Origin of the sequence: Streptomyces sp. MMG1121, from assembly GCF_001280015.1 — a bacterium.
Classification (GTDB): Bacteria; Actinomycetota; Actinomycetes; order Streptomycetales; family Streptomycetaceae; genus Streptomyces.
This window is the reverse complement of the sequence record NZ_LGDV01000251.1, coordinates 412,123-433,798: the sequence shown is the minus strand read 5'-3', so window position 1 is coordinate 433,798 and position 21,676 is coordinate 412,123. Positions and strand designations below refer to the sequence as shown.

Below are 21,676 nucleotides of genomic sequence, written 5' to 3'. Positions count from 1 at the left end.
GTTCCGACACTTGCCGAACGGCGCTTCGCTACGACCGCCGAGGTACTCGCATCCGTCACAGAAGACAGCGAAACACCATGTTGAATCCTTACGGCTTCAGGGGGCCCCGTACGCCTTCCTCCTCCCGGCCACGATCCTGTTCGCCCTCTTCTTCGCGCTGCCCGTCGGGTACGCACTGTGGCTCAGTTTCCGCAAGGTCCATGTCTCCGGGCTCGGCCTGGGATCGGGCGCGCGCAAGGAGGTCTGGGCCGGTTTCGAGAACTACACCGACGCCTTCAAGGACAGCGAGCTGCTGGACGGCGCGCTGCGGGTGGCCGGATACGGCTGCATCGTCGTACCCGTGATGCTCGGCCTCGCCCTGCTGTTCGCGCTGATGCTGGACTCCGAGAAGGTGCGGCTGGCCCCGTTCACCCGGCTCGCGATCTTCCTGCCGTACGCCATCCCCGGTGTGGTGGCGGCGCTGCTGTGGGGCTTCCTGTACCTGCCGGACGTGAGCCCCTTCTTCTACGTGCTCGGAAAGCTCCACCTGCCGCAGCCGAACCTGCTGGACGGCGGTCCGCTCTATCTCGCCCTGTCGAACATCGCGGTCTGGGGCGGCACCGGCTTCAACATGATCGTCATCTACACCTCGCTGAAGTCGATTCCGGCCGAGGTGTACGAGGCGGCGAAGCTGGACGGCGCCACCCCCCTGCAGACCGCCCTGCGGATCAAGATCCCGATGGTGGCGCCCTCGCTGGTGCTGACCTTCTTCTTCTCGATCATCGCGACGCTCCAGGTGTTCAACGAGCCGACGACCCTCAAGCCGCTCACCAACTCCGTCAACACGACCTGGAGTCCGCTGATGAAGGTGTACCAGGACGCCTTCGGCCGGAACGACATCTACTCGGCGGCGGCAGAGGCGACCCTGATCGCGCTGGTCACGCTGCTGCTGTCGTTCGGGTTCCTGCGGGCCGCGAACCGCCGCAACAAGCAGGAGGCGCGATGAGCACCCTCGCCGTCCACCAGGCCGCCCCGGCCGCCGGCACCACCCCCGGTACGGCGAGGCGTCCGCCGCTGCGCCGCCGGATCGCCCTGGTGCCGACGATCACCCTGCTGCTCGGCGCGGTCTACACGCTGCTGCCGGTCGCCTGGGTGGTGATCGCGTCCACCAAGTCCGGCCACGAGCTGTTCTCCACCTTCACCTTCCTGCCGGGCTCCGGGTTCACGCAGAACATCAAGGACCTGAACGCCTACCGGGACGGCATCTACTGGCAGTGGATGGGCAATTCCGCGCTGTACGCCGGTCTCGGCGCCCTGCTGTCGACGGCCGTGTCGGCGTTCAGCGGCTACGCGCTCGCGACCTACCGCTTCAGGGGCCGCGAGACGATGTTCAACGTCCTGCTCGCGGGCGTGCTGATGCCTCCGGTGATCCTCGCCGTCCCGCAGTACCTGCTGCTGGCGAAGGCGAACCTCACGGACTCCTACCTGTCCGTGCTGCTGCCGCAGATCCTCTCGCCGTACGGCGTCTATCTGTCCCGGATCTACGCGGCCGCCGCCGTCCCCGCCGACGTGGTGGAGGCCGGGCGGATGGACGGGGCGAGCGAGTGGCGGATCTTCACCCGGATCGCGCTGCCCATGATGATCCCCGGCATGGTCACGGTGTTCCTGTTCCAGTTCGTGGCCGTGTGGAACAACTTCCTGCTGCCGTACATCATGCTCAGCGACGACGAGCGGTTCCCGCTCACGCTGGGCCTGTACACGCTGCTGGAGCAGGGCGCCAACACCCCGGCGCTGTACACCCTGGTGATCACGGGCGCGTTCCTCGCGGTCCTTCCACTGATCGCGCTGTTCCTGGTCATTCAACGGTTCTGGAGCCTCGACCTGCTGTCTGGGGCCGTAAAGTCATGACCATGAGCAATCCGGGGGGCCGGCGCAAACCGCCGACGATCCACGACGTGGCGCGCGAGGCAGGCGTCTCGCGCGGCACCGTCTCACGCGTGCTCAACGGCGGGCACTACGTCTCTCCCGCCGCGCAGGAGGCGGTCGACGCCGCCATCCGCAGGACCGGGTACGTGGTGAACCGGCACGCCCGCTCGCTGATCACCGGCCGCTCCGACTCGGTCGGCTTTCTGCTGACCGAGCCGCAGGAGCGGTTCTTCGAGGATCCCAACTTCAATGTCCTGCTGCGCGGGTGCACCCAGGCGCTGGCCGCGCACGACCTGCCGCTGCTGCTCATGCTGGCGGGCACCGAGGACGAACGGCGGCGTATCACGCGGTACATCACCGCCGGACATGTCGACGGGGTGCTGCTGGTCTCCAGCCACTGCGGTGATCCGGTCGCGGAGGAGCTGCGGGAGGCGGGCGTACCGCTCGTCGCCTGCGGCAAGCCGATCGGGCTCGGCTCGAAGGTGAGTTACGTGGCCGCCGACGACCGGGACGGCGCGCGGGACATGGTCCGGCATCTGCTGTCGCTGGGCCGGCGCCGGATCGGTGTGGTCACCGGCCCGCTGGACACCCCGGGTGGTGTGGAGCGGCTCGCGGGCTACAAGGAGGTGCTGGCCGAGGCGGGCATCGGCGCCGACGAGAGCCTGATCGTCTCCGGTGACTACAGCCGGGCGAGCGGTGAGGCGGGCGCGGAGCGGCTGCTGGCGCAGGCCCCGGACACGGACGCGGTGTTCGTGGCCTCCGACCTGATGGCTCAGGGCGTGCTGGCGGCGCTGCACCGGGCCGGGAAGCGCGTGCCGGACGACATCGCTGTCGGCGGCTTCGACGACTCCCCGGCGGCGACGGCCGCGACCCCGGAGCTGACCACGATCCGGCAGCCGTGGGACCGGATCAGCAACGAGATGGTGCGGGTGCTGCTGGCGCAGATGGGGGGCGAGGATCCGGCGGCGGTGATTCTGCCTACGGAGCTGGTGCGGCGCGAGTCGGCCTGATACGGCCGCCGGGGTGCCAGGAGGGCCGTCAGGCGTCTGCGGCTCCGCCGGGGGTGATCGCGCCCACGGAGCCGCATGTCTCACCCGGCCACGCGCCCCCCCTGCGGCTGCGGGGCGCGACCAGACCCGTCTCGTACGCCGGCACCACCGCCTGGGCCCGGTCGCGCAGGCCACGTCCGGCCTACGCCGCTCCTGGCGCTCCTGGCCTTCGCGGGTGTCCTGATCGACGTCCTGGGCGCCCTGATCCCCGCCCGGCGCGCGGCCCGGCCGACCGTCGCGGAGGTGCTCCACGACGGGTAGGCCGCCGGTGCCCGCAACCGGTCAGGATCGAAGAAGCCGGGGCGGGCTCCGCGGACCTAGCGTGGGAGGACCGACGGGGAAGCCCGTCGGACCACGCACCACGAGGAGTGAGATTCATGAGCGCAGGCGTGCAGACGATCATCTACCCCGTCAAGGACCCGAAGGCGGCCAAGGCGCTGTTCACCGCTCTGCTGGGCGTCGAGCCGTACGCCGACGAGCCGTACTACATCGGGTTCAAGGCCGCCGGGCAGGACGTCGGGCTCGACCCGAACGGGCACGCGCAGGGCCTGACCGGGCCGGTGCCGTTCTGGCACGTCACGGACCTTCGGGAGCGGCTCGCGGCCCTGGTGGAGGCGGGCGCGGAGGTGCTCCAGGACGTGCGGGACGTCGGCAACGGCCGGCTGGTCGCCTCCGTGAAGGACCCCGACGGCAACCTGATCGGCCTGCTCCAGGACCCGGCCGCCTGAGCCCCGGACGCCGCCCGCACCCGCACTAGTTGCACACTCAACGACTGGCCGGATCGGTGCTACCGTGCGGGTATGGCAGTCACGACGGCCGACGCACGGCTCGAGGAACGGTGGCGGGACATCCTCGCGGTGCACGCGCGCACGCTGTGCGAGATCGACCGGGCCCTGCACCCGCACGGGCTGGGCGCCAGCGACTTCGAGGTGCTGGACATCCTGGCGGCCGAGTCGCCCGCCGAGGGCGACCACTGCCGGGTGCAGAACCTGGTCGGACGGGTGCATCTCAGCCAGAGCGCGCTGTCCCGGCTGATCGGCCGGCTGGAGAAGGACGGGCTCGTCGAGCGCTCGGTGTGCGCGGAGGACCGGCGCGGGGTGTGGGTGGCACTCACCGCCAGGGGCCGGGCACTCCACACGGAGGTGCTGCCGCTCCAGCGGGCGGTGCTGGAGCGCATGCTGGCCGAGCAGTACCGCTAGCAGCCGCCCGCGCGGCGAACCGGGAAGCGCCCTAGAGCACCAGCTCGGCGCCGTCGGGCAGCACCTCGATCCCCTCCTCGGCGGCACGCGCGCGCGCCGGTGACGCCGGGTCGAGCAGCGGGTTGGTGTTGTTGAGGTGGGTGTAGACCCGGCGCGCACCCAGATGGCGGGCGAGTGCGGCGATGGTGCCTTCCGGGCCCGTGACCGGCAGGTGTCCCATGGCCGCCTGCCCGGCGCCGGATCGTACCGTCGTGCCCATCTCGTCCGCCGCGAAGAAGGTGCCGTCCAGCAGCACGCAGTCGGCCTCGGCGCACAGCTCGTCCAGCTCGGCGCTCCACGCGCCCACGCAGGGCGCGTACACCAGCACGCCCCCGCTGGCCAGGTCCTCGATCCGGTACGCCGTCACCCACGGGCCGGCCGGCCCCGGCGCCTGTGCCGGTACGTACTTCGGGATCTTCGCGCCCACCGGGTGGGCCGTCACCACCAGTCCGCCGGCCAGCACGAACCCGCCGGCTGCCAGGCTGTCCGCCCACTCCCACGGGGCGTAGCGGTCCAGGGCGGCGCGGACGGGCGCCAGGACCGCGCGGACCGGCGGGGCGGCGTAGACCTTCAGGCCCGCCGCTCCGCGCAGTTCGGTCAGGCCCATGACGTGGTCGGCCTCGGCGTCGGTGAGCAGGACACCGCGCAGCGGGGTGTCCCGGGGCCCGGGGCCCGGCCGTAGCGCGGGTGTGGTGGTGAGCTGGGTACGCAGATCGGGCGAGGCGTTCAGCAGCCACCAGTCGCGGCCGTTGCCGGTGACGGCGGCGCACTCCTGGGTCCGGGAGGGCAGCCTGCCGTCCCGGGCTGCCGTGCACAGTTCGCAGGCACAGTTCCACTGCGGGAAGCCGCCCCCGGCGGCGGTGCCCAGCAGGACGACCCTCACGACCATCGGCTCCTTCGCGTTCGCCCGGACCTGTCTCTCCCGTCTCCCGGTGGGATCTTCCCTCCCGGAGGCAGGTGCCCACCCCGGTTCAGGGGGCAGTTCCGGCCGTTCGGGGGCCGAAGGGGGTGAGGTGGTCGCTCTCGTGCGCGGGTGCGAGTGCGCTCGGGTGCTCCGCGCGGTTGCCCGCGCCCCTTTTCGGGGCCGCCCGATCAGCGCGCCAGCAGGGTGCGTACCCCTTGCGAAGTGAGCGTCAGGCCGTGTGCCGAGTTGCCGTCGATCGCGAGGCAGAGGTCCTCGTCGGGCCACTGGGCGGCGAGTGCGCCGAGCGGGACCAGGCGGTAGCGGTCGACGAACGGCAGCAGCCGGGCCAGCTCGTCCTCCGTGGTGAACACGGGGACGACCGGGTCGCCTCCCGGCGCTTCGAGGACCGGCAGCGCCAGGGTCGCGGTGTCGGCGCCCTCCCCGTCGGCCGAGTCGTCCGGCACCGGGACGAGCACGTCACTGTGGGCGAGGGTGTCCAGCGCGCTCTGGTCCTCGGTGTTCACGGCCAGCGCGTCCAGCGCCTGCCGGGCGGGGGTCGGCGAGTGGTGGTGTGCGGGTGTCTCCATGGCAAATCCCCAGGTAGCGGCGGTGATACGGGCCACCCGGGGCGCGGATCGAGCGCCCGGGCGTACCACGGTTCGGGTACCCGGTGGGGTGCGGGACATGCGTGAGGATCGGCGGGAGGTCCGGTGGCGGGCGGGCGTCCGCGGTGGTGACACGCGGTGAACATCGACGAGGAGGATGATCCGCGCGAGACGGTGTCCGTACGCGGGCTGCGCAACCGGGAGCGCCGGGTGAGCGTCCTGGGCACGGGCGCCGAGCTGGGCCACAGGGTCACCGGCGGGCCGCACGAGGTGCCGGGCGTGGCCTGGCTGGGCGCACCGGCGGCCGGGGACGCGGACGCAGGCGAGTACGCCACCGTGCTCGCCGTGGAACTCGACGGTGAGCCGGATCTGTACCGGGGCACGGGGCGTTCCTGACCCGGCTGCCGCCCGAAGACGCGCCGCGTGTCGAAGACGGCTACCTGCGCGGCCGTCAGGTGGGGAGCACCTCGTCCGGCGCCGGGCTCGGTGCCTTGGCCTCCTGGGCGCGGATCCGGCCACGGCCCGTCAGCAGGGTGCCGAGGAAGGTGAGCGCCAGGGCGGCCAGGACCCCGAGGCCGGCGTATGCCCAGGGGCCGGTCCTGCCGCCGAGGCCGAGCGGCGTGAGGAGGTAGCCCTGCCAACTGAGCCAGCCGGACGAGGTGTTGGTGACCAGGCCCCAGCCGACGGCGGTGGCGGCGAGGGTGAGCAGCAGGGGTGGCAGGGGGACGTCGCCGTAGCGGCCGTGCGGGCGGTAGAGGTCACCGTCGTCGTAGTCGCTGCGGCGCAGGGCGAGGTCGGCGAGCATGATGCCGCACCAGGCGGCGATGGGTACGCCGAGCGTGCTGAGGAAGCCGGTGAACGGGCCGAGGAAGTCACCGGCGAAGAACACGATGTACACCGAGCCGGCGATCATCAGGACGCCGTCGAAGAACGCGGCCAGCGAGCGGGGCACCGGCAGGCCGGCGGAGAGCAGGGCCAGGCCGGAGGAGTAGATGTCGAGGACGGCGCCGCCGACCAGGCCGAGGACGGCGACGACGGCGAACGGCACCAGGAACCAGGTGGGCAGCAGCGTCGTCAGCGCGCCGATCGGGTCGGCCGCGACGGCCGTGCTCAGCGCCTGCGAGGAACCGGCCAGCAGCAGGCCGAGGACGAGCAGCAGCAGCGGGGCCAGGGAGGCACCAAGGGCGGTCCAGCCGACCACGCCCCGGCCGGACGAACTCCGGGGCAGATAGCGGGAGTAGTCGGCGGCGGCGTTGACCCAGCCGAGGCCGAAGCCGGTGATCATGAACACCAGCGCGCCGATGAACCGCTGCGGGGAACCGGCCGGGATCGCGCTGACGGTGGACCAGTGGATCCGGTCGGCGACGAGGACGACGTAGACGACGGTGAGGACGCCCGTGATCACGGTGATCGCGGTCTGCAGCCGCATGATCAGGCCGAAGCCCATGACCCCGCCGACGACGGTCAGCGCGGCCACCACCATGAGGGCGACCACCTCGGTCTCCGTGCCACCGCCCCAGCCGAGCCGGCCGAAGACGGTCGCGGTGGCCAGCGTGGCGAGCGCGGTGAGGACCGTCTCCCAGCCGACGGTGAGCATCCAGGAGATCACGGACGGCAGCCGGTTGCCGCGCACCCCGTACGCGGCCCGGCTGAGCACCATCGTCGGCGCGGAACCGCGCTTGCCCGCGACCGCGACGCATCCGCAGAGCAGGAACGAGCCGACGATGCCCAGCACGCCGGCGGCCAGGGCCTGCCAGAAGGAGATGCCGAACCCGAGCGCGAAGGCGCCGTAGCTCAGTCCGAGGACGGAGACGTTCGCCCCGAACCAGGGCCAGAACAGCATGCGCGGGCCGCCCGTGCGCTCCGCGTCCCCGATCACGTCGAGCCCGTGCTTCTCCACCTGGATCGGGCGCCCGGGGTATCTGTCGTCGAGAAGGTCCTGCGGGCGCGCCATCACCGAGCCACCTGTCCTGCCTGTCCGGACGTGTCCGATTCACGCTAGGCCGGTGCCCGGGGAGCGTCAATCGCGGTCGGCCGGCGCGAACCGGACGACGCGTTCGTCGAGTTGATGTCCGCTGGTCACCGGCGCGAGCGGGGCGTCTTCGCCCGTCCGCCGGAGCGGTGCGGCGGGCTCGGGCAGGGTGCGCAGGAGGAGCCAGCTCAGTACGGGCATCAGGACGAGCGGGGCGAGGGCGGTGCGCAGGGACGTGGCGTCGGCGAGCCGGCCGATGAGCGGGCTCGCCAGCCCGCCGACGCTGACGGCCAGCCCGAGGGTGATGCCGCCGGCCGTGCCGACCCGCGAGGGCAGGTAGTCCTGGCCGAGCGTGACCTGGAGGGAGAACGGCACGTACAGGCCGGCGGAGGCCAGCGCCGCACAGGGGTACAGGGCGGGTCCGGGGACCCACACGACACCGGCGACCGCCACGACCGAGACCAGGTACGACCAGCGGCACACCGTCACCCGGTCCCACCGGTCGGCCAGGGCGGCGCCCAGCACGGAGCCGACCGCGCCGCCGGCGTAGAGCACGAACAGCGCGGTGGTGCCGGCGCCCGCGCCGCCGCCCAGGCGCTGTTCCGCGTACAGGGACAGGAAGCTGCTCAGGCCGATGAACACGATCGAGCGGCACACCACGGCCAGCGACAGCCGCACGAACGACGCCGTGTCGTCGCCCCGGGTCTGTGTGGCCGCAGCGGCGGTGCGGGCCTCGGGGCGGCGCCCGGCTGTGCGCAGTGCGGCCAGGCAGAGCGCGGTCCCGGCGAGCGCCGGCAGCGCCAGCAACGGGGTCCGGCGCAGCCCGCCCGTGCCCACGACCGCGGCGACCAGCAGCGGGGCGAGGGCGAAACCCAGGTTGCCGCCCAGCGAGAACCAGCCCATACCGCGGTGCGTACCCCCACTGGCGAGCCGGGCGACGCGGGCGGACTCGGGGTGGTAGGCAGCCACGCCGAGCCCGGTGACCGCCACGCACAGCAGGGTGAGGCCGTAGCCGCCGCCCAGCCCGCACAGGGCTGTGCCGAGGCCTGCCAGGAGCGTGCTCACGGGGAGCAGCCAGGGGACGGCCCGGCGGTCGGTGAGGGCGCCGAACAGCGGTTGCGCCACCGACGACAGCAGGGAGGCGGCCAGGACGACACCGGAGGCGGCGGCGTAGCCGTAGCCGCGCTCGGCGACGAAGTAGGGGATCAGGGCCGCTGTCGCGCCCTGGTAGACGTCGACGCAGGCATGTCCCACGGACAGCAGGGTGATCGAGGCATTCTTTCGCACCCCGTCATGCTCCGGCCGGGCCGGTCTGACGCGCTTTCGATAAACTGCCAGGTCATGACAGAAATCCGCCATCAGCCGATCGCTCCGACACGCACCCGGTTGCTGGCGTCCCGCTCGGCGATCGACGCCCACCGGCACGACGACCACCAGATCGTCTACGCGGGCCGGGGCGTCGTGGCCGTCACCACCGACGCCGGTTCCTGGGTCGCCCCGGCCACCCGTGCCCTGTGGGTGCCCGCCGGTACGGTCCACGCCCACGAGGCGCACGGCGAGCTGGAATTGCACCTGGTGGGGCTGCCGGCGGGCGACAACCCGCTGGCCCTCGACACGCCCACCGTGCTCGCCGTGTCCCCGCTGCTGCGGGAGCTGATCATCGCCCACACCGGCACCCCGGACGACGGCAGTCCCGAACGTGCGCGGCTGCGCGCGGTGCTGCTCGACCAGTTGCGCGCCTCGCCCCAGCAGCCGCTGCACCTACCGGCGCCGTCGTCGCCCCTGCTGCGCGGGCTGTGCGATCTCCTGCTCGCCGATCCGGCCGACGGCCGTACCCTCGCCGAGCTGGGGCGGGAGGTCGGGGCGAGCGACCGTACGCTGTCGCGGCTGTTCCGCCGCGAGCTCGGCATGACCTTTCCGCAGTGGCGCACCCAGGCACGGCTGCACCGCGCGCTGGTGCTGCTGGCCGAACGGACGCCGGTGACCACGGTGGCGCACCGCTGCGGCTGGTCCTCGGCCAGCGCGTTCATCGACGTCTTCCGGCGCACCTTCGGCCACACCCCGGGCACCCGCCCGGTGGGCACCTTCGGCTGACGGCGGCGGGACGCGTCCGGTCGCGGCACCCGGCGGCGTGGCGCGCGCCGCGCCGACCGGGTGCGCGGCGAGGATGGCGCCCGGGAGCAGCCGGCTGGGAGGCGGAGGCGGGTATGACGGTGAACCGTGTCGGCCTGGTGGTGCACGGCGGACGGACCGAGGCCGTGGTTGCCGCGCGGGCCGTGCGCGAGTGGTGCGCCGAGCACGCCGTGGGCTGTGCCGACATCGACGTGTGGCAGGAGGGCGCGCGGCACAGCGCGCTGGAGGAGGTCGAGGCCGCCGGCGATCCGGATCTGATCGTCACGCTCGGCGGCGACGGCACTTTTCTGCGTGGCGCCCGGCTGGCGGCCGAGCACGACGCCCTGGTGCTCGGCGTCGACCTCGGCCGCGTCGGCTTTCTGACGGAGGTCCCGGCCTCGGCGGTGCGTGTGGCGCTGGACGCCGTACGGGACGGGCGGATCACGGTCGAGAGCCGGATGCTGCTGACCATGCGCGCGTCGTGCCGGCTGGAGGTCCCGGCGCAGATGGAGGCGCTGGTGCGGTACGGGCGCGGGCCGATGCTGCCGCCGCCCCGGGTGCGCGGCGACTGCGAGACGGGCAGCGACTGGGGCGTCGCGCTGAACGTCACCGCGCTCAACGACGTCGTCCTGGAGAAGCTGGCCCGGGACCGGCAGGTGTCGGTCGGCGTCTATCTCGCGGGCCGGCTGCTGGCCTCCTACTCCGCCGACGCGCTGCTGGTGGCCACGCCCACGGGCTCCACCGCGTACAGCTTCGCGGCGGGCGGCCCGGTCGTCTCACCGCGCGCGGAGGGGCTGGTCTTCACGCCGGTCGCCCCGCACATGGTGTTCAACCGCTCGGTCGTGGCCGCTCCCGACGAGCCCATCGCGCTGCGTGTGCTGGAGCGGTCGGGCCAGGCGGCCGTGAGCATCGACGGCCAGCTGCGCGGAGTGCTGAGCCCCGGGGACTGGATCGGCGTGTACGCCGCGCCCCGCCGGCTCAAGGCCGTACGGCTGGGCCCGACGGACTTCTACGGCCGGCTGCGCGAGCGCATGAACCTCACCGACGCCCCGGCCGCGCTGGCCGACGGGCACGCCGCCCCGCTGTGGCCGGTGACCACTCCCCCGCCGGGCGATCTGGCCCATCTCGCGCTGCCCCCGGTCCCCGCCGACGGGCCACGGATGCCCTGAGCGCGGGCCCCGTCACAGCTGCCCGCCCTCCTGGACGTTCACCCCGTCGACCCTGACCACGTCCGTGCGCTCCGAGCCGCCGACGATACGGATCCAGCTGTCCACGGTCAGCTCGGAGTCGCTGAGGCGGATCTTGAAACCGCCGTACATGCCGGGCACGGGGAACCAGCACACCGGGTGGGACAGTTCGGTCAGCACCTCCACCTCGGGCAGCCGCATCCCCTGCTGGGTGGCGAGGTCGGAGCCGTCTTCCAGGCCCGCCCGGTGCCGGATCAGCCGGTGCAGGTGGTACTGGAGGCGGCCGGTCACGTCGGCCGGCAGGGGGTGCCGGATCTCCGGGCACAGCGCGGCGGTGATGTGATGGTGGCCGCGCCGGGCCGCGATGTCCACTGCGCGGGCTCCGTCGCCGGCCCGCAGGGTGCGCCAGGCGCCGGCCTCCAGCAGACGCCCGACTGTCTCGGCGGAGGCGCCGTGCCAGGCGGCCTGGTGCAGGAGCGTGTAGCCGCTACGGCCTTCCAGCCGTGCGGTGTTGACCGCTTTGCGATCCTTCTCGAGGATCTCGAACACGGTGTGCCAGTGACCGTCCCGTGCGGCGTCGGCCAGCCGGTCGCGCTGGGCCGCGTACGTGTCCTTGAAGCTGGACCGGCGGGTGACGCCGTCCCAGTGCGCGACGTTCTCGTGATCCACGTGGGTGAGTGTAGGAACCCCCGGCTGTCCTGCGCCACTTGCCTGAGCACCGGGCGAACCCGCCCGTGACGACGCGTCGTCGTCGCGGAACGTCCCGGTCGCCGTGGCCAGGGTGCTGCCGTCGACGCGCCCGGCACCGATCACGGCGGCGCGCAGTCGGCGTGGTGATCGCCGGCCTCACAGCATGGTGGTTGCGCGCATAGTCCGACCCAGAACTATGTAGTCCCGCCATATGTGCCCCTGACCTGCCCCTTCCTACGGTGTGCCGACACCCACCCGTCCCCACCGCACACGAGGAAGTGGCGCACATGGCATCCCCAGCACACATGGCATCCCCAGCACCATCCGCTCCCCCGACCCCCGCCAACCTCCCGCGTATCGTCGCCGCCAGCCTCATCGGCACGACCGTCGAGTGGTACGACAACTCATTCGATCGGGGCTAGGACCTGCGGCTTTCTGCAATTCTGGCCACGGAAGTCAGCACAGAACCAGCACCGGAAGTCGATGTCCCTCCCCTCGTAGCGTGGAGACCGTGACTGCAGGGGAAGTTGGGAGTCATGGCAGAGAAGCGACGGAAGTTCGATGCGGAGTTCCGTGAGGGTGCCGTACGGATCGTCACCGAGACCGGCAGGACCATCGCCGAGGTCGCAAAGGATGTGGGGATCAACGAGACCACGCTGGCCAGCTGGGTGTCGCGGGCCCGCCGCGCGGGCACCGCGCCGGGCGGCGGGGATGACGAGCTGGAGCGACTGCGGCGGGAGAACGCCCAGCTCAAACGGGGCAACAAGGAACTCGCGATGGAGCGTGATGTCCTCAAACGCTGCATGGTCCTGTGGGTGAAGTAGCCGTGGCGGACCCGGCGTCCGTCGTCGGGGCGATCGGTGACCAAAGGACCCTGCACGGCATCCCGCACCGCGTCTCCTGCCGCGCTCTGGGCGTGAGCGAGTCGTGGTTCTACAAGCATCGCAACCGCCGGCCCACCGGCCGTGAGGTCCGCCGGCAGCAGCTGGCCGAGGCGGTGAAGGAGATCTTCACCAAGTCCGGCGACACGTACGGCTCCCCGAAGATCTGGATCACGCTGATGCGCCGGGGCTGGCGGGTGTCGGTGAACACCATCGTCAAGCTCATGGCCGAACTCGGCCTGGTCGCCCGGAGGGTCCGCAGACGCAGGGGGCTGACCCGAGCGGGCAAACGGCCCGCCGCACCGGACTTCGTGAAGCGGGACTTCACCGCCGATGGGCCCGATCTTGTCTGGTGCGGGGACATGACGGAGATCGAGACCGGGGAGGGCAAGCTGTATCTGGCCACGGTCATCGACCTCTTCTCCCGCCGCCTGCTCGGCTATGCGATGGGCGCCCAGCACGACGCCGGCCTGGTCGTGGCCGCACTCAATATGGCCGCGGCCACCCGTGGCGGCGAAGGTGCGGGGCGTCATCTTTCATAGTGATCGCGGGAGCGAGTACGGCTCTCGAAGGTTCCGGCGAGTCTGCCGCAGGCTGGGCGTCTTCCCGTCCATGGGCCGCGTCGGATCGTGCTTCGACAACGCCGTCAGCGAAGCGTTCAACAGCATTCTCAAGGTCGAATACGTCCACCGGCACACGTTCGCCACCCGCGCCGAAGCCCGGATCAGGATCGCCACCTGGATCACCGACTTCTACAACGCGCGGCGGCTACACAGCGTCTGCGGCTTCAGGAGCCCGATCGACTACGAACACGACCACCGAGCCACCCTCACCGAGGAACTGGCTGCATAGGAAGGTCTCCACGTTCGGAGGGGATTGACAGACCCGTGCCGTCCGGTTGCAGCGAAAGGGGGGCCAGTACGCCCGTCGCCTGCGGGGGCGCCTTACCGGCTGTGAGGACACGCTGCGCTCTGGCGCGTACTTCTGGACCTGGACGACCGGCGCGAGGCCATCGGTGAGGTAGCCGACGACGTCGGTCCCCGGGTCGCAGCGCCGCGGGCAGCCGTAGGCCCCGGCGGGCGGTGACCGCCGCGCGTCAGCGCGGATCGACGCCACCGAGGAGTGGGTCCGGGACCGTCCTCCAGCCGTCCCGGCCGAGCGCCAGTTCGGCATCGGTGAGCAAGGCCGCGTCCAGCGCGGAGCGGATCCGTCGCTCATCCAGGTCTGTGCCGGTCAGGAGGAGTTCATTGCGACGCTCGCCGTAGTAGTCGTGCCAGAACCAGGAGGCGAGCGTCCGCCGCTGGGGCGAGGCGGCCTCCCAGGCAGTCGTGTCGTGCGCCTCGAGCCAGCGGTCCGCCTCCCTCAGCTCCAGGTACGCGCCGGCCGAGTGCCAGGTCACGACCGCGTCGGGGCTGCTGCACAGCCACAGGTGACCGCGGCCGCGCACCACGCCGTGCATCACGGCGTCGAGCGCGTCGGCCAGCCGCCCGGGATGCAGAGGACGGCGGGCCCGCCAGAGCACCGACTCCACGCCATGCCTGCTCACCCGCGGTGACCGCGGCGCGAGGACCGGCTCCAGCCGCGCCTGCCAGGCGTGGGCCGTGCCGGACGGCAGGGCCTCGGCGAGCGATGCCGGCGCCGGCGCGTCTCCGCCGGGTGACGTGACAACCAATGCCTCCCCGTTCAGGTGGCCGATGAGGGCGGCGGCGCCGGACGCCTTGCGGTCGTCTCCGGCCGGCATGGCCCGCACCACCACCGCGTCCGCCGATTCCACCTGGCGGGCCGCGGCCTCGGCGGTCGTCAGCGGCTCGCCGAGGTCGCGCCCGTTCCACAGGCGTACGGACCGGTGAACGCAGCCGAGGTCGGCCATGAACGTGGCCGGGTCTACGCCGACCACGACGGGAGCCGGGTCGTAGAAGTCCGTCAGAGGGCCGCTCGCGACCCGCGCGCGCCACAACTCCGCCAGGAAGGGGACGACTTCGACGGTGGCGGGGAGGGCCAGTACGACATGTGTCCGCCCCGGGCCCGGCGCCCGCCGCAGCGCCAGGAGGTCCTGGCGCAGGACCACCACCGGGTCCCCCGTCACACCTTGCGGACTGGATTCCCGCGCGCTCGTGCCCGTGCCGGACAGGAAGCGCTGGACGACCGGGTATCCCCCGTCCTCCCGGCCCTCCACCGACACCGCGAGCACCGTGGCCTCCGGGGAGAGACGCAGCACCTGGTCGACCACGGCACCGCGGATGCCGGGGGTGTTGCCGGTGACCACGCTCAACAGACCTTTGTACATGCGAACTTCCGTCAATTGAGGTGGGCGGTCTGCCGCGGCGCCGGAGCTGCACGCAAAGGCTCGGGAAGGCTGCCGTCTGCCGGCATTCCCGCTCGCAGCCACACGGCGACCGTCTCCGCGTCCGCCCGGGAGGCGATCGGGCCGAGCCGTACCACCGCACCGGTGGGCCGCCGGTCCGCTGCGCACGGCTGTACGGCCGCGTACAGTCCGCGGCCGACGCGGCACTGCAGGAACCGGTCCAGGCATCCGGTGGAGACCATGACGCCGTGCGGGCAGGCGCGGACGGCCCGGCGCAACACATCCATCACGTGTTCGTCGGCGCTGTCCTGGCAGGAGGTGCAGACGACCAGGGTGAAGGGAGTCCTCCTGGGGTCACGTGCGGTGGGGCTCATGCGTGCGTTCCTTCCGTTCCTCCCGTACGCGCCGCGGTCACCGGGAGCTGCCAGTGGCGCGCCGCGGCCTGCGCCGCCCACATGCGGGCGTAGCGCCCGCCTGAGGCTGCGAGCAGGTCGGTGTGGGTGCCGCGCTGGGTGATGCGGCCGTCCTCGACGACGAGGATCTGGTCGGCGCCGACGACGGTGGACAGGCGGTGGGCCACGACGATCACCGTCTTGCCGTCCACCAGCCGGTCGATGGCCTCCTGGACCACCGTCTCCGAGGTGCTGTCGAGGGCGGCGGTCGGCTCGTCGAGCAGCACGATCGGGGCGTCCTTGAGGAAGGCCCGGGCGATGGAGATGCGCTGGCGTTCGCCGCCGGAGAGGGCTGAGCCGATCTCGCCGACGCGGGTGGCGTAGCCGTCAGGCAGTGTCGCGACGAAGTCGTGGATGCCGGCGGCGCGTGCCGCCTCCTGGATCTCCGCGTCGGTGGCGTCCGGGCGGGCGAGGGCGATGTTGGCGCGGATCGTGTCGTCGAAGAGGTACACGTCCTGGAAGACGACCGCGATGTGTGTGAGGACCTCGTCGGGGTCGAGACGGCTCAGGTCGACGCCGCCGATGCGGACCCTGCCGCGCTGCGGGTCGGCGTAGCGGCCGATGAGCCGGGTCACCGTCGTCTTGCCCGAGCCGGAGGGGCCGACCAGCGCCGTCAGGCTGCGTTCGGGGACGGTGAAGTCGACGTCGCTCAGGGTGGGTTCGTTCTGGCCGTCGTACGTGAAGCTGACGTGTTCGAAGCGGATGTCGTAGGAGGTCGGCGGTTGTCCGCCCGCGGGGACCGGCAGCGGTCGTACCGAGAGGACGTCGTCGATGCGGGCCAGGGCCGCCTCGGACAGTTCGAAGAGCTTGGTCATGACGGCGGCCAGGCTCAGGGGTTCGGCGAAGCGGGCGGCGGCCACCGTGATGGCGAGGAGCGTGGCGGAAGTGAGCCGGGCGTCGAGGACCAGGGCAGCGCCGAGTGATACCAGGGCCACGAGTGCGAGTTGCACGATGAGCTGGGCACCGGCCACGGGCAGGGCGGCGGAGCGGTTGGTGGCGGCCTGGGTGTGCCGCTGGCGGGTCAGGACGTGCAGCAGGCGTGGTGAGTCGGCGCCCGCCTGGCCGGTGGCCTTGAGGACAGGCAGCCCCTGGACGTACTCCACGATCCTCGCCGCCGTCTCCCCTTCCGCCTCGTCGACCTCGCGGAACCCGGAGCCGGAGCGGCGCTGGATCTGCCGTACGAGCGGCAGCGCCACGCATGTGCCGGCGAGGAGGACCAGGCCGAGGTGCCAGTCCAGCACCAGGACGACGAGGCCGAGTACGGCGGGCACGGTGACCAGTTGCACGAAGAGGGCGGCCAGGGAGGAGACGGCAGTGGCGGCGGTGGCGGCGTTGCCGCCGACGACCTGGGTCAGGTCCCCGGCCGCGCGGCGGTTCAGCTCCTGCTGGGGCATGGCGCGCAGGGCGGCGCCCAGGCGGAGGCGCGTGGAGCCCGTGACCAGGTGCCAGTAGTCGTACGTGAACGTCATCTCGCGCATCCGTAGGGCGCCTTCCGTGGCCACGAGTGCGGCCAGCAGAGCCACCCAGCCCCAGGCGCGGCCGGTGCGTACGTCGTCGCGGGTCAGCTCCGCGAGCAGCGGGACGAAGCAGGCGTAGGCGGCGGCCTGGAGGACGGTCGCCGCGAGGGAGACGCGGAGTGTGGCGCGGAACTGCGGGGCGTACGGGCCGGCGGCGGTGAGCATCAGGCGCAGGATGCGCTTCACGAGGTGACCTCCTGGGTGCGGTGGCCGGTCAGGCCCCAGGTGGCGGCCTGCTGGTGGCTTGCCCAGAGGCGGGCGTAGCGGCCGCCGGCGGCTACGAGGTCGGCGTGGCCGCCGCGTTCGGCGATGCGACCGTGGTCGAGGACGGCGATCTGGTCCGCGTCGGTGATGGTGGACAGACGGTGGGCGATGACGAGGACGGTGCGGCCCCGGGTGAGGCGGGCGATTGCCTGCTGGATGACGCCCTCGGTCTCGGGGTCGGTGAAGGCGGTGGCTTCGTCGAGGATGACGATAGGGGCGTCGGAGATGATGGCGCGGGCGATGGTGATGCGTTGGCGCTGTCCGCCGGAGAGGCGGGTGCCGCGTTCGCCGACCTGGGTGTCGTAGCCGTCGGGCAGGTCGCGGACGATGAAGTCGTGTGCGGCGGCGGCCTCGGCCGCTTCCCGGACCTCGGCGTCCGTGGCGTCCGGGCGGGCGAGCCGGATGTTCTCGGCGACGGTGCCGGTGACGAGGAACGGCTCCTGGAAGACGAGTGCGACCTGCCGCAGCAGGACGTTGCTCGCGATGTCGCGGACGTCCACGCCACCGACGCGCACCGCGCCCGAGGCGACGTCGTGGAAGCGTGGGATCAGGCGTGCCAGCGTGGACTTGCCGGAGCCCGAGGCGCCGACCAGGGCGCACACCGTGCCCTCGGGGACCGTCAGGTCGATGCCGTCCAGGGCGGGGCTGCTCGAGCGGCCCGGGTAGTGGAAGGTGACGTTCTCGAAGACGATCGACGCGCCTTCCGGTTCACGCGGTTCGTCGGGCTCGGGGAGGGGCGGTGCGTCCAGGAGATCCTGTACGCGGACGGCGCCTGCCTTGGCGTCGTTGATGTGGTTCGTCAGGTGCATCAGGGGTGAGACGGCCTCGATGGGCAGGGTCCCTATGAGCAGGGCGAGCAGGAGGTCGGTGAGGGAGATCCATCCGGCTTCGAGCATCGGGACGCCGGTGGCGGCGACGATGAGCAGGGTGGGCAGCGGCACGATGAACAGCCGGTGCAGCAGTCCGGAGGAGCGAGTGGTGGCCATCCAGGCGGCGACCGCGTCCGTGAACTCCTCCACGGCGGTGGCGAACCGGCCGAAGGACGCGCGCCCGTCGTCGAAGGTGCGCACGACCGGCATGCCCTGGACGAACTCGACGACAGCGGCGTTCACGTTCTCGTTGGCGCTGTTGTAGCGCTCGCGCTGAGTGCCGTAGTCGCGGGCCAGCAGCGACAAGCAGACGAACGCGACGGGAACGATCAGCAGGACGGCGAGCAGCAACCGCCACTGGACGACGCCCAGAGCCAGCAGGGCCGCGATCGGCTGGGCGACGCCCGAGCCGAGGAACGGCAGTGCGTCGGCGACCACGTTGTGCAGGGACTTGACGTCGTCCTGGACGATCTTCTTGATGCGTCCGGCGCCGAGCCGCTGCACCTCGCCCAGCGGCATGCGCGCCAGGCTGTCGGCGAGGCGGCGGCGCAGTACGACCTCGAGTTCGTAGCTGGCCTCGTGCGCGAGGTGTTCGGCGAGCCAGCGGGCGCCGAAGCCGCCCACAAGGCCGGCGAGCGCCCCGAGGGTCCAGCGGGTGACGACGGCACCGGAGGGGTGGTCGGTGAGGAGTTCCCCGACGGCGTAGGCCACGCAGACGAGGCCCACGACGTTGAGGACTCCGCTCACCAGGCCGAGTGCCGCCGCCTGTTGCAGGCGCCGCCGTACCCGCGCGGAGGCCGTGGTCAGGCTCATGACTGTGCTGAGGCCGCTCATGCGCTCACCTGCCGGGCCAGTGCCGCCTTGTCGACCTTGCCCAGTGCTGTGCGGGGAAAGGACTTCAACACCCTTACCTCGTCCGGGAGTTTGTAGGCGGCCAGGCCGCGTGCCGTGAGGTGAGCGGTGACGTCGGTGCGTGTGGGCGGGGTGCCGCGGGAGATCAGGCAGGCGCAGGAGCGCTCCCCCAGATGCTCGTCGGGCAGGCCGATCAGGGCCGCGTCGTGGACGGCCGGGTGGGCGAGCAGGTGATTCTCGACCTCCTCGACGGGGACCTTCTCTCCGCCGCGGTTGATGACGTCCTTGATGCGGCCTTCCACGACGAGGTGTCCGGTGGGAAGGCGCCGTACCAGGTCGCCGCTGCGGTAGAAGCCGTCCGCCGTGAACGCCCGGGCGTTGTGGTCGTCGGCCCGGTAGTAGCCGCGCAGGGTGTACGGGCCGCGGACCAGCAGCTCGCCGACCTCGCCATGCGGTACGTCACGGTCGCCGGGGTCCACGATGCGTATCTCGTCGTCCGTGCACAGTGGTCGGCCCTGAGAGTCGATGACCAGGTCCTCCGGGTCGTCGAGGCGGGTGTGGCAGAGCAGCCCCTCGGCCATTCCGAACACCTGCTGGAGGCGGCAGCCCAGTTCGGGGGCGACACGCCGGGCGGTCTCTGCCTTGAGGCGGGAGCCGCCGACCTGGAGGAGTTCCAGGCTGCTCAGATCGTCCTCCGCCCACGCGGCCACCTCCAGCCACAGCAGGGCGAGCGAGGGGACGAGCGCGGTGACGGTGACGCGTTCGCGGGCGATCAGCGGGAAGGCGGTGTCCGGGCTCGGGGTGGGGCACATCACCACCGTGCCGCCCGCGTGGAGGGTGCCCAGGATTCCCGGGCAGGCGAGCGGGAAGTTGTGGGCCACGGGGAGCGCGGCGAGGTAGCGGGAGTCTGCGGTCAGACCGGTCGCTTCGGCGCTGGCGGAGGCGTTGTAGAGGTAGTCGTCGTGGGTGCGGGGGATCAGCTTGGGTGCGCCTGTGGTGCCGCCGGACAGGAGCAGCACGGCTACGTCGGAGGGGTCGGGTTCCGGTAGCGGTCGGGGCGTGGCGGGTATGGACGCCAGGCTGGTGAACTCCTCCGCGTCCCCGGCGACCAGGATGTGCCGCAGGCTTGGCGCCTTCTCCCTTACAGCGCGGGCGAGCCGGCGATGGTCGAAGCCGAGGTGGGTGTCGGGGATGACGTACGCCACCGCCTCCGAGAGGGCGAGCAGGTGGGCGATCTCGGCCTCGCGATGGGCGGGCAGCGCCATGACGGGAACCGCGCCGAGCCGGAACAGAGCGAAGGACAGCTCCAGGAACTCGGCGGTGTTCGGCAGGTGGACGAGGACTCGGTCGCCCGGCATGAGCCCGAGCCCGTGCAGCCCGGCTGCCAACCGGTCGGCACGCAGGTCGAGTTCGCGGTACGTCCAGCGGCGCTGCCCGTCCACGACGGCGACCGCGTCCGGTGTGGCCTCGGCCCGGTCCCGGAGCAGGGAGCCCAGGGTGCGGCCCTGCCAGTAGCCGCGTTCCCGGTAGCGGTCGGCGAACTCCTTCGGCCAGGGCGTGAATCCCTCCAGCACGGCTCAGCCCTCCTTCGGGACCACGTAGGGGGCGACGCTGCGGAGCTTCTCGCAGGTCTCCTCGTACTCGCGGGCCGGTCGGGACGCCCCGACGACGCCCGCGCCGGCGCGCAGCCAGGCCCGGCCGCCCTGCTGGTAGACGGCACGCAGCACGAGTGCCGCGTCCAGCGAACCGTCGGCTCCGGCCCGCAGGACCGCGCCCGCGTACAGGCCGCGCGGTTCGTCCTCCAGTTCGCGGATCAGACGGTAGGCGGCCGGCTTGGGGATGCCGGAGGCGGTGACCGGCGGGAAGACCGCGCCGAGCGCGTCCCAGGCGGTGCGGCCCTCGGCCAGGTCGGTGGTGACGCGGGAGGCGAGGTGCTGGACGCTGCCGCGCGGCTTGACGCTGAGGAAATCCGTCACGTGGGTGGCACCCGGCACGCCCACCGACGACAACTCCTCCACCGCCAACTTCACGGAAGTGGCGTGCTCGTACACCTCCTTCGGGTCGCGGTGCAGGTCCGTGCGCAGGGCGGCGTCCGTGTCCGGGTCACCGGTCAGCGCGCGGGTTCCGGCCAGCGGCTGGGTGGTGGCGGTGCCGTCGCCCGGTGCCTCGATCACCGTCTCCGGGCTGAAGCCGGCGGCCTGGATGCCGCCGAGGTCGAGGAGGAAGGAGCGGGCGGGGTCGTTGGCCGTGCGGCCCGCGACGTACGTGGCCGTCATGTCGACGGGGAAGGGTACGGGGACGGTGCGCGAGAGGATGACCTTGTCGAGCCTGCCGCGGCCGATCTCGGTGACGGCGTGGGCGACATGGCCCTGGTAGGTGCGCCGGAGGTTGTGGACGTCGACCCCCTTCGGGGCGCATGCGGGCCTCGGGGCCCGGGCCAGCACCGTACGGAGGCGGTCCGGGAAGTCCGGGTCGAGGGTACGGACGCTCAGCTCCGCCTCGGTCACCGTCACCTCGGTGCCGGGGACCATGAGGTGGGCCAGGGGCAGGTCCGTACGGCCGCCGCTCGCCAGCTCGAAGGACAGCCAGCCGTAGGCGTGCCAGTCGGCCACCGGTGCCTCGTGCAGGGCGGAGTGCAGGGGTTCCCAGGGCGTTCCCGACCAGGGGGAGGTCCTCTGGCCGATGCGTATGTTCCCTGCGTCGAGGCGTACTTCGTGGATCGGGTTACCGGCGATGTACCACCGGTGGTCCTGCTCGTAGACGACGTGGTCGGTGAGCAGGCCGGAGTCGGCGAGCTGAGCCACGACGGCCAACGGTGCGAACGCGCCCTCGATACGGGTGTGCTGATAGTGCTGATGCATGCTGGTCTCCTGG

Annotated in this window: 21 protein-coding genes and 1 pseudogene; 11 read left to right on the top strand and 11 right to left on the bottom strand. The window is 72.1% G+C overall.

Features of this window, described 5'->3' with window-relative positions:
* Positions 1-10 precede the first annotated feature (10 nt).
* From ADK64_RS40435 to ADK64_RS40415, 5 genes are all read left to right on the top strand, one after another.
* Entirely contained in the window at positions 11-985 is a 975-nt protein-coding gene (locus tag ADK64_RS40435) for a carbohydrate ABC transporter permease (RefSeq protein ID WP_053667121.1), read from the top strand.
* Positions 982-1,887 carry a carbohydrate ABC transporter permease gene (locus ADK64_RS40430; RefSeq protein ID WP_053667119.1) on the top strand — a complete coding sequence of 302 codons (906 nt, stop codon included), beginning with the start codon at positions 982-984 and terminating at the stop codon, positions 1,885-1,887. The genes ADK64_RS40435 and ADK64_RS40430 overlap by 4 nt, the downstream gene beginning before the upstream one ends.
* Positions 1,884-2,915 carry a LacI family DNA-binding transcriptional regulator gene (locus ADK64_RS40425; RefSeq protein WP_053667116.1) on the top strand — a complete coding sequence of 344 codons (1,032 nt, stop codon included), beginning with the start codon at positions 1,884-1,886 and terminating at the stop codon, positions 2,913-2,915. The genes ADK64_RS40430 and ADK64_RS40425 overlap by 4 nt, the downstream gene beginning before the upstream one ends.
* Positions 2,916-3,331: 416 nt before the next feature.
* Positions 3,332-3,682: a VOC family protein gene (locus ADK64_RS40420; protein ID WP_053667114.1), complete on the top strand. Its 351-nt coding sequence runs from the start codon at positions 3,332-3,334 to the stop codon at positions 3,680-3,682.
* A gap of 72 nt (positions 3,683-3,754) precedes the next feature.
* On the top strand, positions 3,755-4,153 hold the full coding sequence (locus ADK64_RS40415) for a MarR family winged helix-turn-helix transcriptional regulator (RefSeq protein ID WP_053667113.1): 399 nt from the start codon (positions 3,755-3,757) through the stop codon (positions 4,151-4,153).
* Between the two features lie 31 nt (positions 4,154-4,184).
* Here ADK64_RS40415 and pqqB read toward each other — a convergent pair whose 3' ends face one another.
* Positions 4,185-5,081 carry a pyrroloquinoline quinone biosynthesis protein PqqB gene (gene pqqB, locus ADK64_RS40410; RefSeq protein ID WP_234384917.1) on the bottom strand — a complete coding sequence of 299 codons (897 nt, stop codon included), beginning with the start codon at positions 5,079-5,081 and terminating at the stop codon, positions 4,185-4,187.
* A 203-nt stretch (positions 5,082-5,284) separates the two neighbouring features.
* Entirely contained in the window at positions 5,285-5,683 is a 399-nt protein-coding gene (locus ADK64_RS40405) for an SseB family protein (protein WP_053667111.1), read from the bottom strand.
* 174 nt (positions 5,684-5,857) lie between these two features.
* Here ADK64_RS40405 and ADK64_RS40400 point away from each other — a divergent pair.
* Positions 5,858-6,097, top strand: a pseudogene (locus tag ADK64_RS40400) (alpha-L-fucosidase); the annotation flags it as partial.
* 55 nt (positions 6,098-6,152) lie between these two features.
* Here the strand turns inward: ADK64_RS40400 and ADK64_RS40395 are convergent.
* A complete protein-coding gene (locus ADK64_RS40395; protein ID WP_053667108.1) occupies positions 6,153-7,655 on the bottom strand; it encodes a purine-cytosine permease family protein in 1,503 nt (500 codons plus the stop codon).
* A 66-nt stretch (positions 7,656-7,721) separates the two neighbouring features.
* Positions 7,722-8,960, bottom strand: a complete 1,239-nt coding sequence (locus tag ADK64_RS40390) for an MFS transporter (RefSeq protein ID WP_078993137.1) — start codon at positions 8,958-8,960, stop codon at positions 7,722-7,724.
* A gap of 54 nt (positions 8,961-9,014) precedes the next feature.
* On the opposite strand from ADK64_RS40390, the gene ADK64_RS40385 reads away from it, so the two are divergent.
* Both ADK64_RS40385 and ADK64_RS40380 read left to right on the top strand, forming a co-directional pair.
* Positions 9,015-9,767 carry an AraC family transcriptional regulator gene (locus ADK64_RS40385; protein ID WP_053667106.1) on the top strand — a complete coding sequence of 251 codons (753 nt, stop codon included), beginning with the start codon at positions 9,015-9,017 and terminating at the stop codon, positions 9,765-9,767.
* A 113-nt stretch (positions 9,768-9,880) separates the two neighbouring features.
* Positions 9,881-10,954, top strand: coding sequence for an NAD(+)/NADH kinase (locus ADK64_RS40380; protein ID WP_053667104.1), 1,074 nt, complete (start codon positions 9,881-9,883; stop codon positions 10,952-10,954).
* Between the two features lie 12 nt (positions 10,955-10,966).
* On the opposite strand, the gene ADK64_RS40375 is transcribed toward ADK64_RS40380, so the two are convergent.
* Positions 10,967-11,641, bottom strand: a complete 675-nt coding sequence (locus ADK64_RS40375) for an ankyrin repeat domain-containing protein (protein WP_053667102.1) — start codon at positions 11,639-11,641, stop codon at positions 10,967-10,969.
* A 557-nt stretch (positions 11,642-12,198) separates the two neighbouring features.
* On the opposite strand from ADK64_RS40375, the gene ADK64_RS40370 reads away from it, so the two are divergent.
* Genes ADK64_RS40370 through ADK64_RS48575 form a run of 3 tightly spaced genes read left to right on the top strand, consistent with a single transcriptional unit; the run spans position 12,199 to position 13,395 of the window.
* Positions 12,199-12,486: a transposase gene (locus tag ADK64_RS40370; RefSeq protein ID WP_053667100.1), complete on the top strand. Its 288-nt coding sequence runs from the start codon at positions 12,199-12,201 to the stop codon at positions 12,484-12,486.
* Positions 12,474-13,085, top strand: coding sequence for an IS3 family transposase (locus ADK64_RS46870; RefSeq protein WP_234384916.1), 612 nt, complete (start codon positions 12,474-12,476; stop codon positions 13,083-13,085). The genes ADK64_RS40370 and ADK64_RS46870 overlap by 13 nt, the downstream gene beginning before the upstream one ends.
* On the top strand, positions 12,985-13,395 hold the full coding sequence (locus ADK64_RS48575; RefSeq protein ID WP_267888604.1) for an integrase core domain-containing protein: 411 nt from the start codon (positions 12,985-12,987) through the stop codon (positions 13,393-13,395). Before ADK64_RS46870 ends, ADK64_RS48575 begins: the two co-directional genes overlap by 101 nt.
* 244 nt (positions 13,396-13,639) lie before the next feature.
* Here the strand turns inward: ADK64_RS48575 and ADK64_RS40355 are convergent, their stop codons facing one another.
* The 6 genes from ADK64_RS40355 to ADK64_RS40330 are packed head-to-tail and all read right to left on the bottom strand — an operon-like array spanning position 13,640 to position 21,663.
* Entirely contained in the window at positions 13,640-14,830 is a 1,191-nt protein-coding gene (locus ADK64_RS40355; RefSeq protein WP_078993136.1) for a GTP-binding protein, read from the bottom strand.
* A gap of 11 nt (positions 14,831-14,841) precedes the next feature.
* Complete coding sequence (locus ADK64_RS40350) at positions 14,842-15,222, bottom strand: hypothetical protein (protein WP_053667095.1); 381 nt, start codon at positions 15,220-15,222, stop codon at positions 14,842-14,844.
* A complete protein-coding gene (locus ADK64_RS40345) occupies positions 15,219-17,003 on the bottom strand; it encodes an ABC transporter ATP-binding protein (RefSeq protein ID WP_053667093.1) in 1,785 nt (594 codons plus the stop codon). Before ADK64_RS40345 ends, ADK64_RS40350 begins: the two co-directional genes overlap by 4 nt.
* Positions 17,000-18,784, bottom strand: coding sequence for an ABC transporter ATP-binding protein (locus tag ADK64_RS40340; protein ID WP_053667092.1), 1,785 nt, complete (start codon positions 18,782-18,784; stop codon positions 17,000-17,002). The genes ADK64_RS40345 and ADK64_RS40340 overlap by 4 nt, the downstream gene beginning before the upstream one ends.
* The gene (locus ADK64_RS40335) at positions 18,781-20,376 is read right to left on the bottom strand and encodes a (2,3-dihydroxybenzoyl)adenylate synthase (protein WP_053667089.1); all 1,596 of its coding nucleotides are present in this window, start codon (positions 20,374-20,376) and stop codon (positions 18,781-18,783) included. The genes ADK64_RS40340 and ADK64_RS40335 overlap by 4 nt, the downstream gene beginning before the upstream one ends.
* A gap of 3 nt (positions 20,377-20,379) precedes the next feature.
* Complete coding sequence (locus ADK64_RS40330; protein ID WP_053667219.1) at positions 20,380-21,663, bottom strand: salicylate synthase; 1,284 nt, start codon at positions 21,661-21,663, stop codon at positions 20,380-20,382.
* Positions 21,664-21,676 lie beyond the last annotated feature (13 nt).

What these genes read in the sequence shown, in the direction of transcription:
- ADK64_RS40430 (WP_053667119.1), top strand. Translation starts at nt 982, where the DNA reads ATGAGCACCCTCGCCGTCCACCAGGCCGCCCCGGCCGCCGGCACCACC.
- ADK64_RS40425 (WP_053667116.1), top strand. Translation starts at nt 1,884, where the DNA reads ATGACCATGAGCAATCCGGGGGGCCGGCGCAAACCGCCGACGATCCAC.
- ADK64_RS40420 (WP_053667114.1), top strand. Translation starts at nt 3,332, where the DNA reads ATGAGCGCAGGCGTGCAGACGATCATCTACCCCGTCAAGGACCCGAAG.
- ADK64_RS40415 (WP_053667113.1), top strand. Translation starts at nt 3,755, where the DNA reads ATGGCAGTCACGACGGCCGACGCACGGCTCGAGGAACGGTGGCGGGAC.
- pqqB (WP_234384917.1), bottom strand. Translation starts at nt 5,081, where the DNA reads ATGGTCGTGAGGGTCGTCCTGCTGGGCACCGCCGCCGGGGGCGGCTTC.
- ADK64_RS40405 (WP_053667111.1), bottom strand. Translation starts at nt 5,683, where the DNA reads ATGGAGACACCCGCACACCACCACTCGCCGACCCCCGCCCGGCAGGCG.
- ADK64_RS40395 (WP_053667108.1), bottom strand. Translation starts at nt 7,655, where the DNA reads ATGGCGCGCCCGCAGGACCTTCTCGACGACAGATACCCCGGGCGCCCG.
- ADK64_RS40385 (WP_053667106.1), top strand. Translation starts at nt 9,015, where the DNA reads ATGACAGAAATCCGCCATCAGCCGATCGCTCCGACACGCACCCGGTTG.
- ADK64_RS40380 (WP_053667104.1), top strand. Translation starts at nt 9,881, where the DNA reads ATGACGGTGAACCGTGTCGGCCTGGTGGTGCACGGCGGACGGACCGAG.
- ADK64_RS40370 (WP_053667100.1), top strand. Translation starts at nt 12,199, where the DNA reads ATGGCAGAGAAGCGACGGAAGTTCGATGCGGAGTTCCGTGAGGGTGCC.
- ADK64_RS48575 (WP_267888604.1), top strand. Translation starts at nt 12,985, where the DNA reads ATGCGATGGGCGCCCAGCACGACGCCGGCCTGGTCGTGGCCGCACTCA.
- ADK64_RS40355 (WP_078993136.1), bottom strand. Translation starts at nt 14,830, where the DNA reads ATGTACAAAGGTCTGTTGAGCGTGGTCACCGGCAACACCCCCGGCATC.
- ADK64_RS40350 (WP_053667095.1), bottom strand. Translation starts at nt 15,222, where the DNA reads ATGAGCCCCACCGCACGTGACCCCAGGAGGACTCCCTTCACCCTGGTC.
- ADK64_RS40340 (WP_053667092.1), bottom strand. Translation starts at nt 18,784, where the DNA reads ATGAGCGGCCTCAGCACAGTCATGAGCCTGACCACGGCCTCCGCGCGG.
- ADK64_RS40330 (WP_053667219.1), bottom strand. Translation starts at nt 21,663, where the DNA reads ATGCATCAGCACTATCAGCACACCCGTATCGAGGGCGCGTTCGCACCG.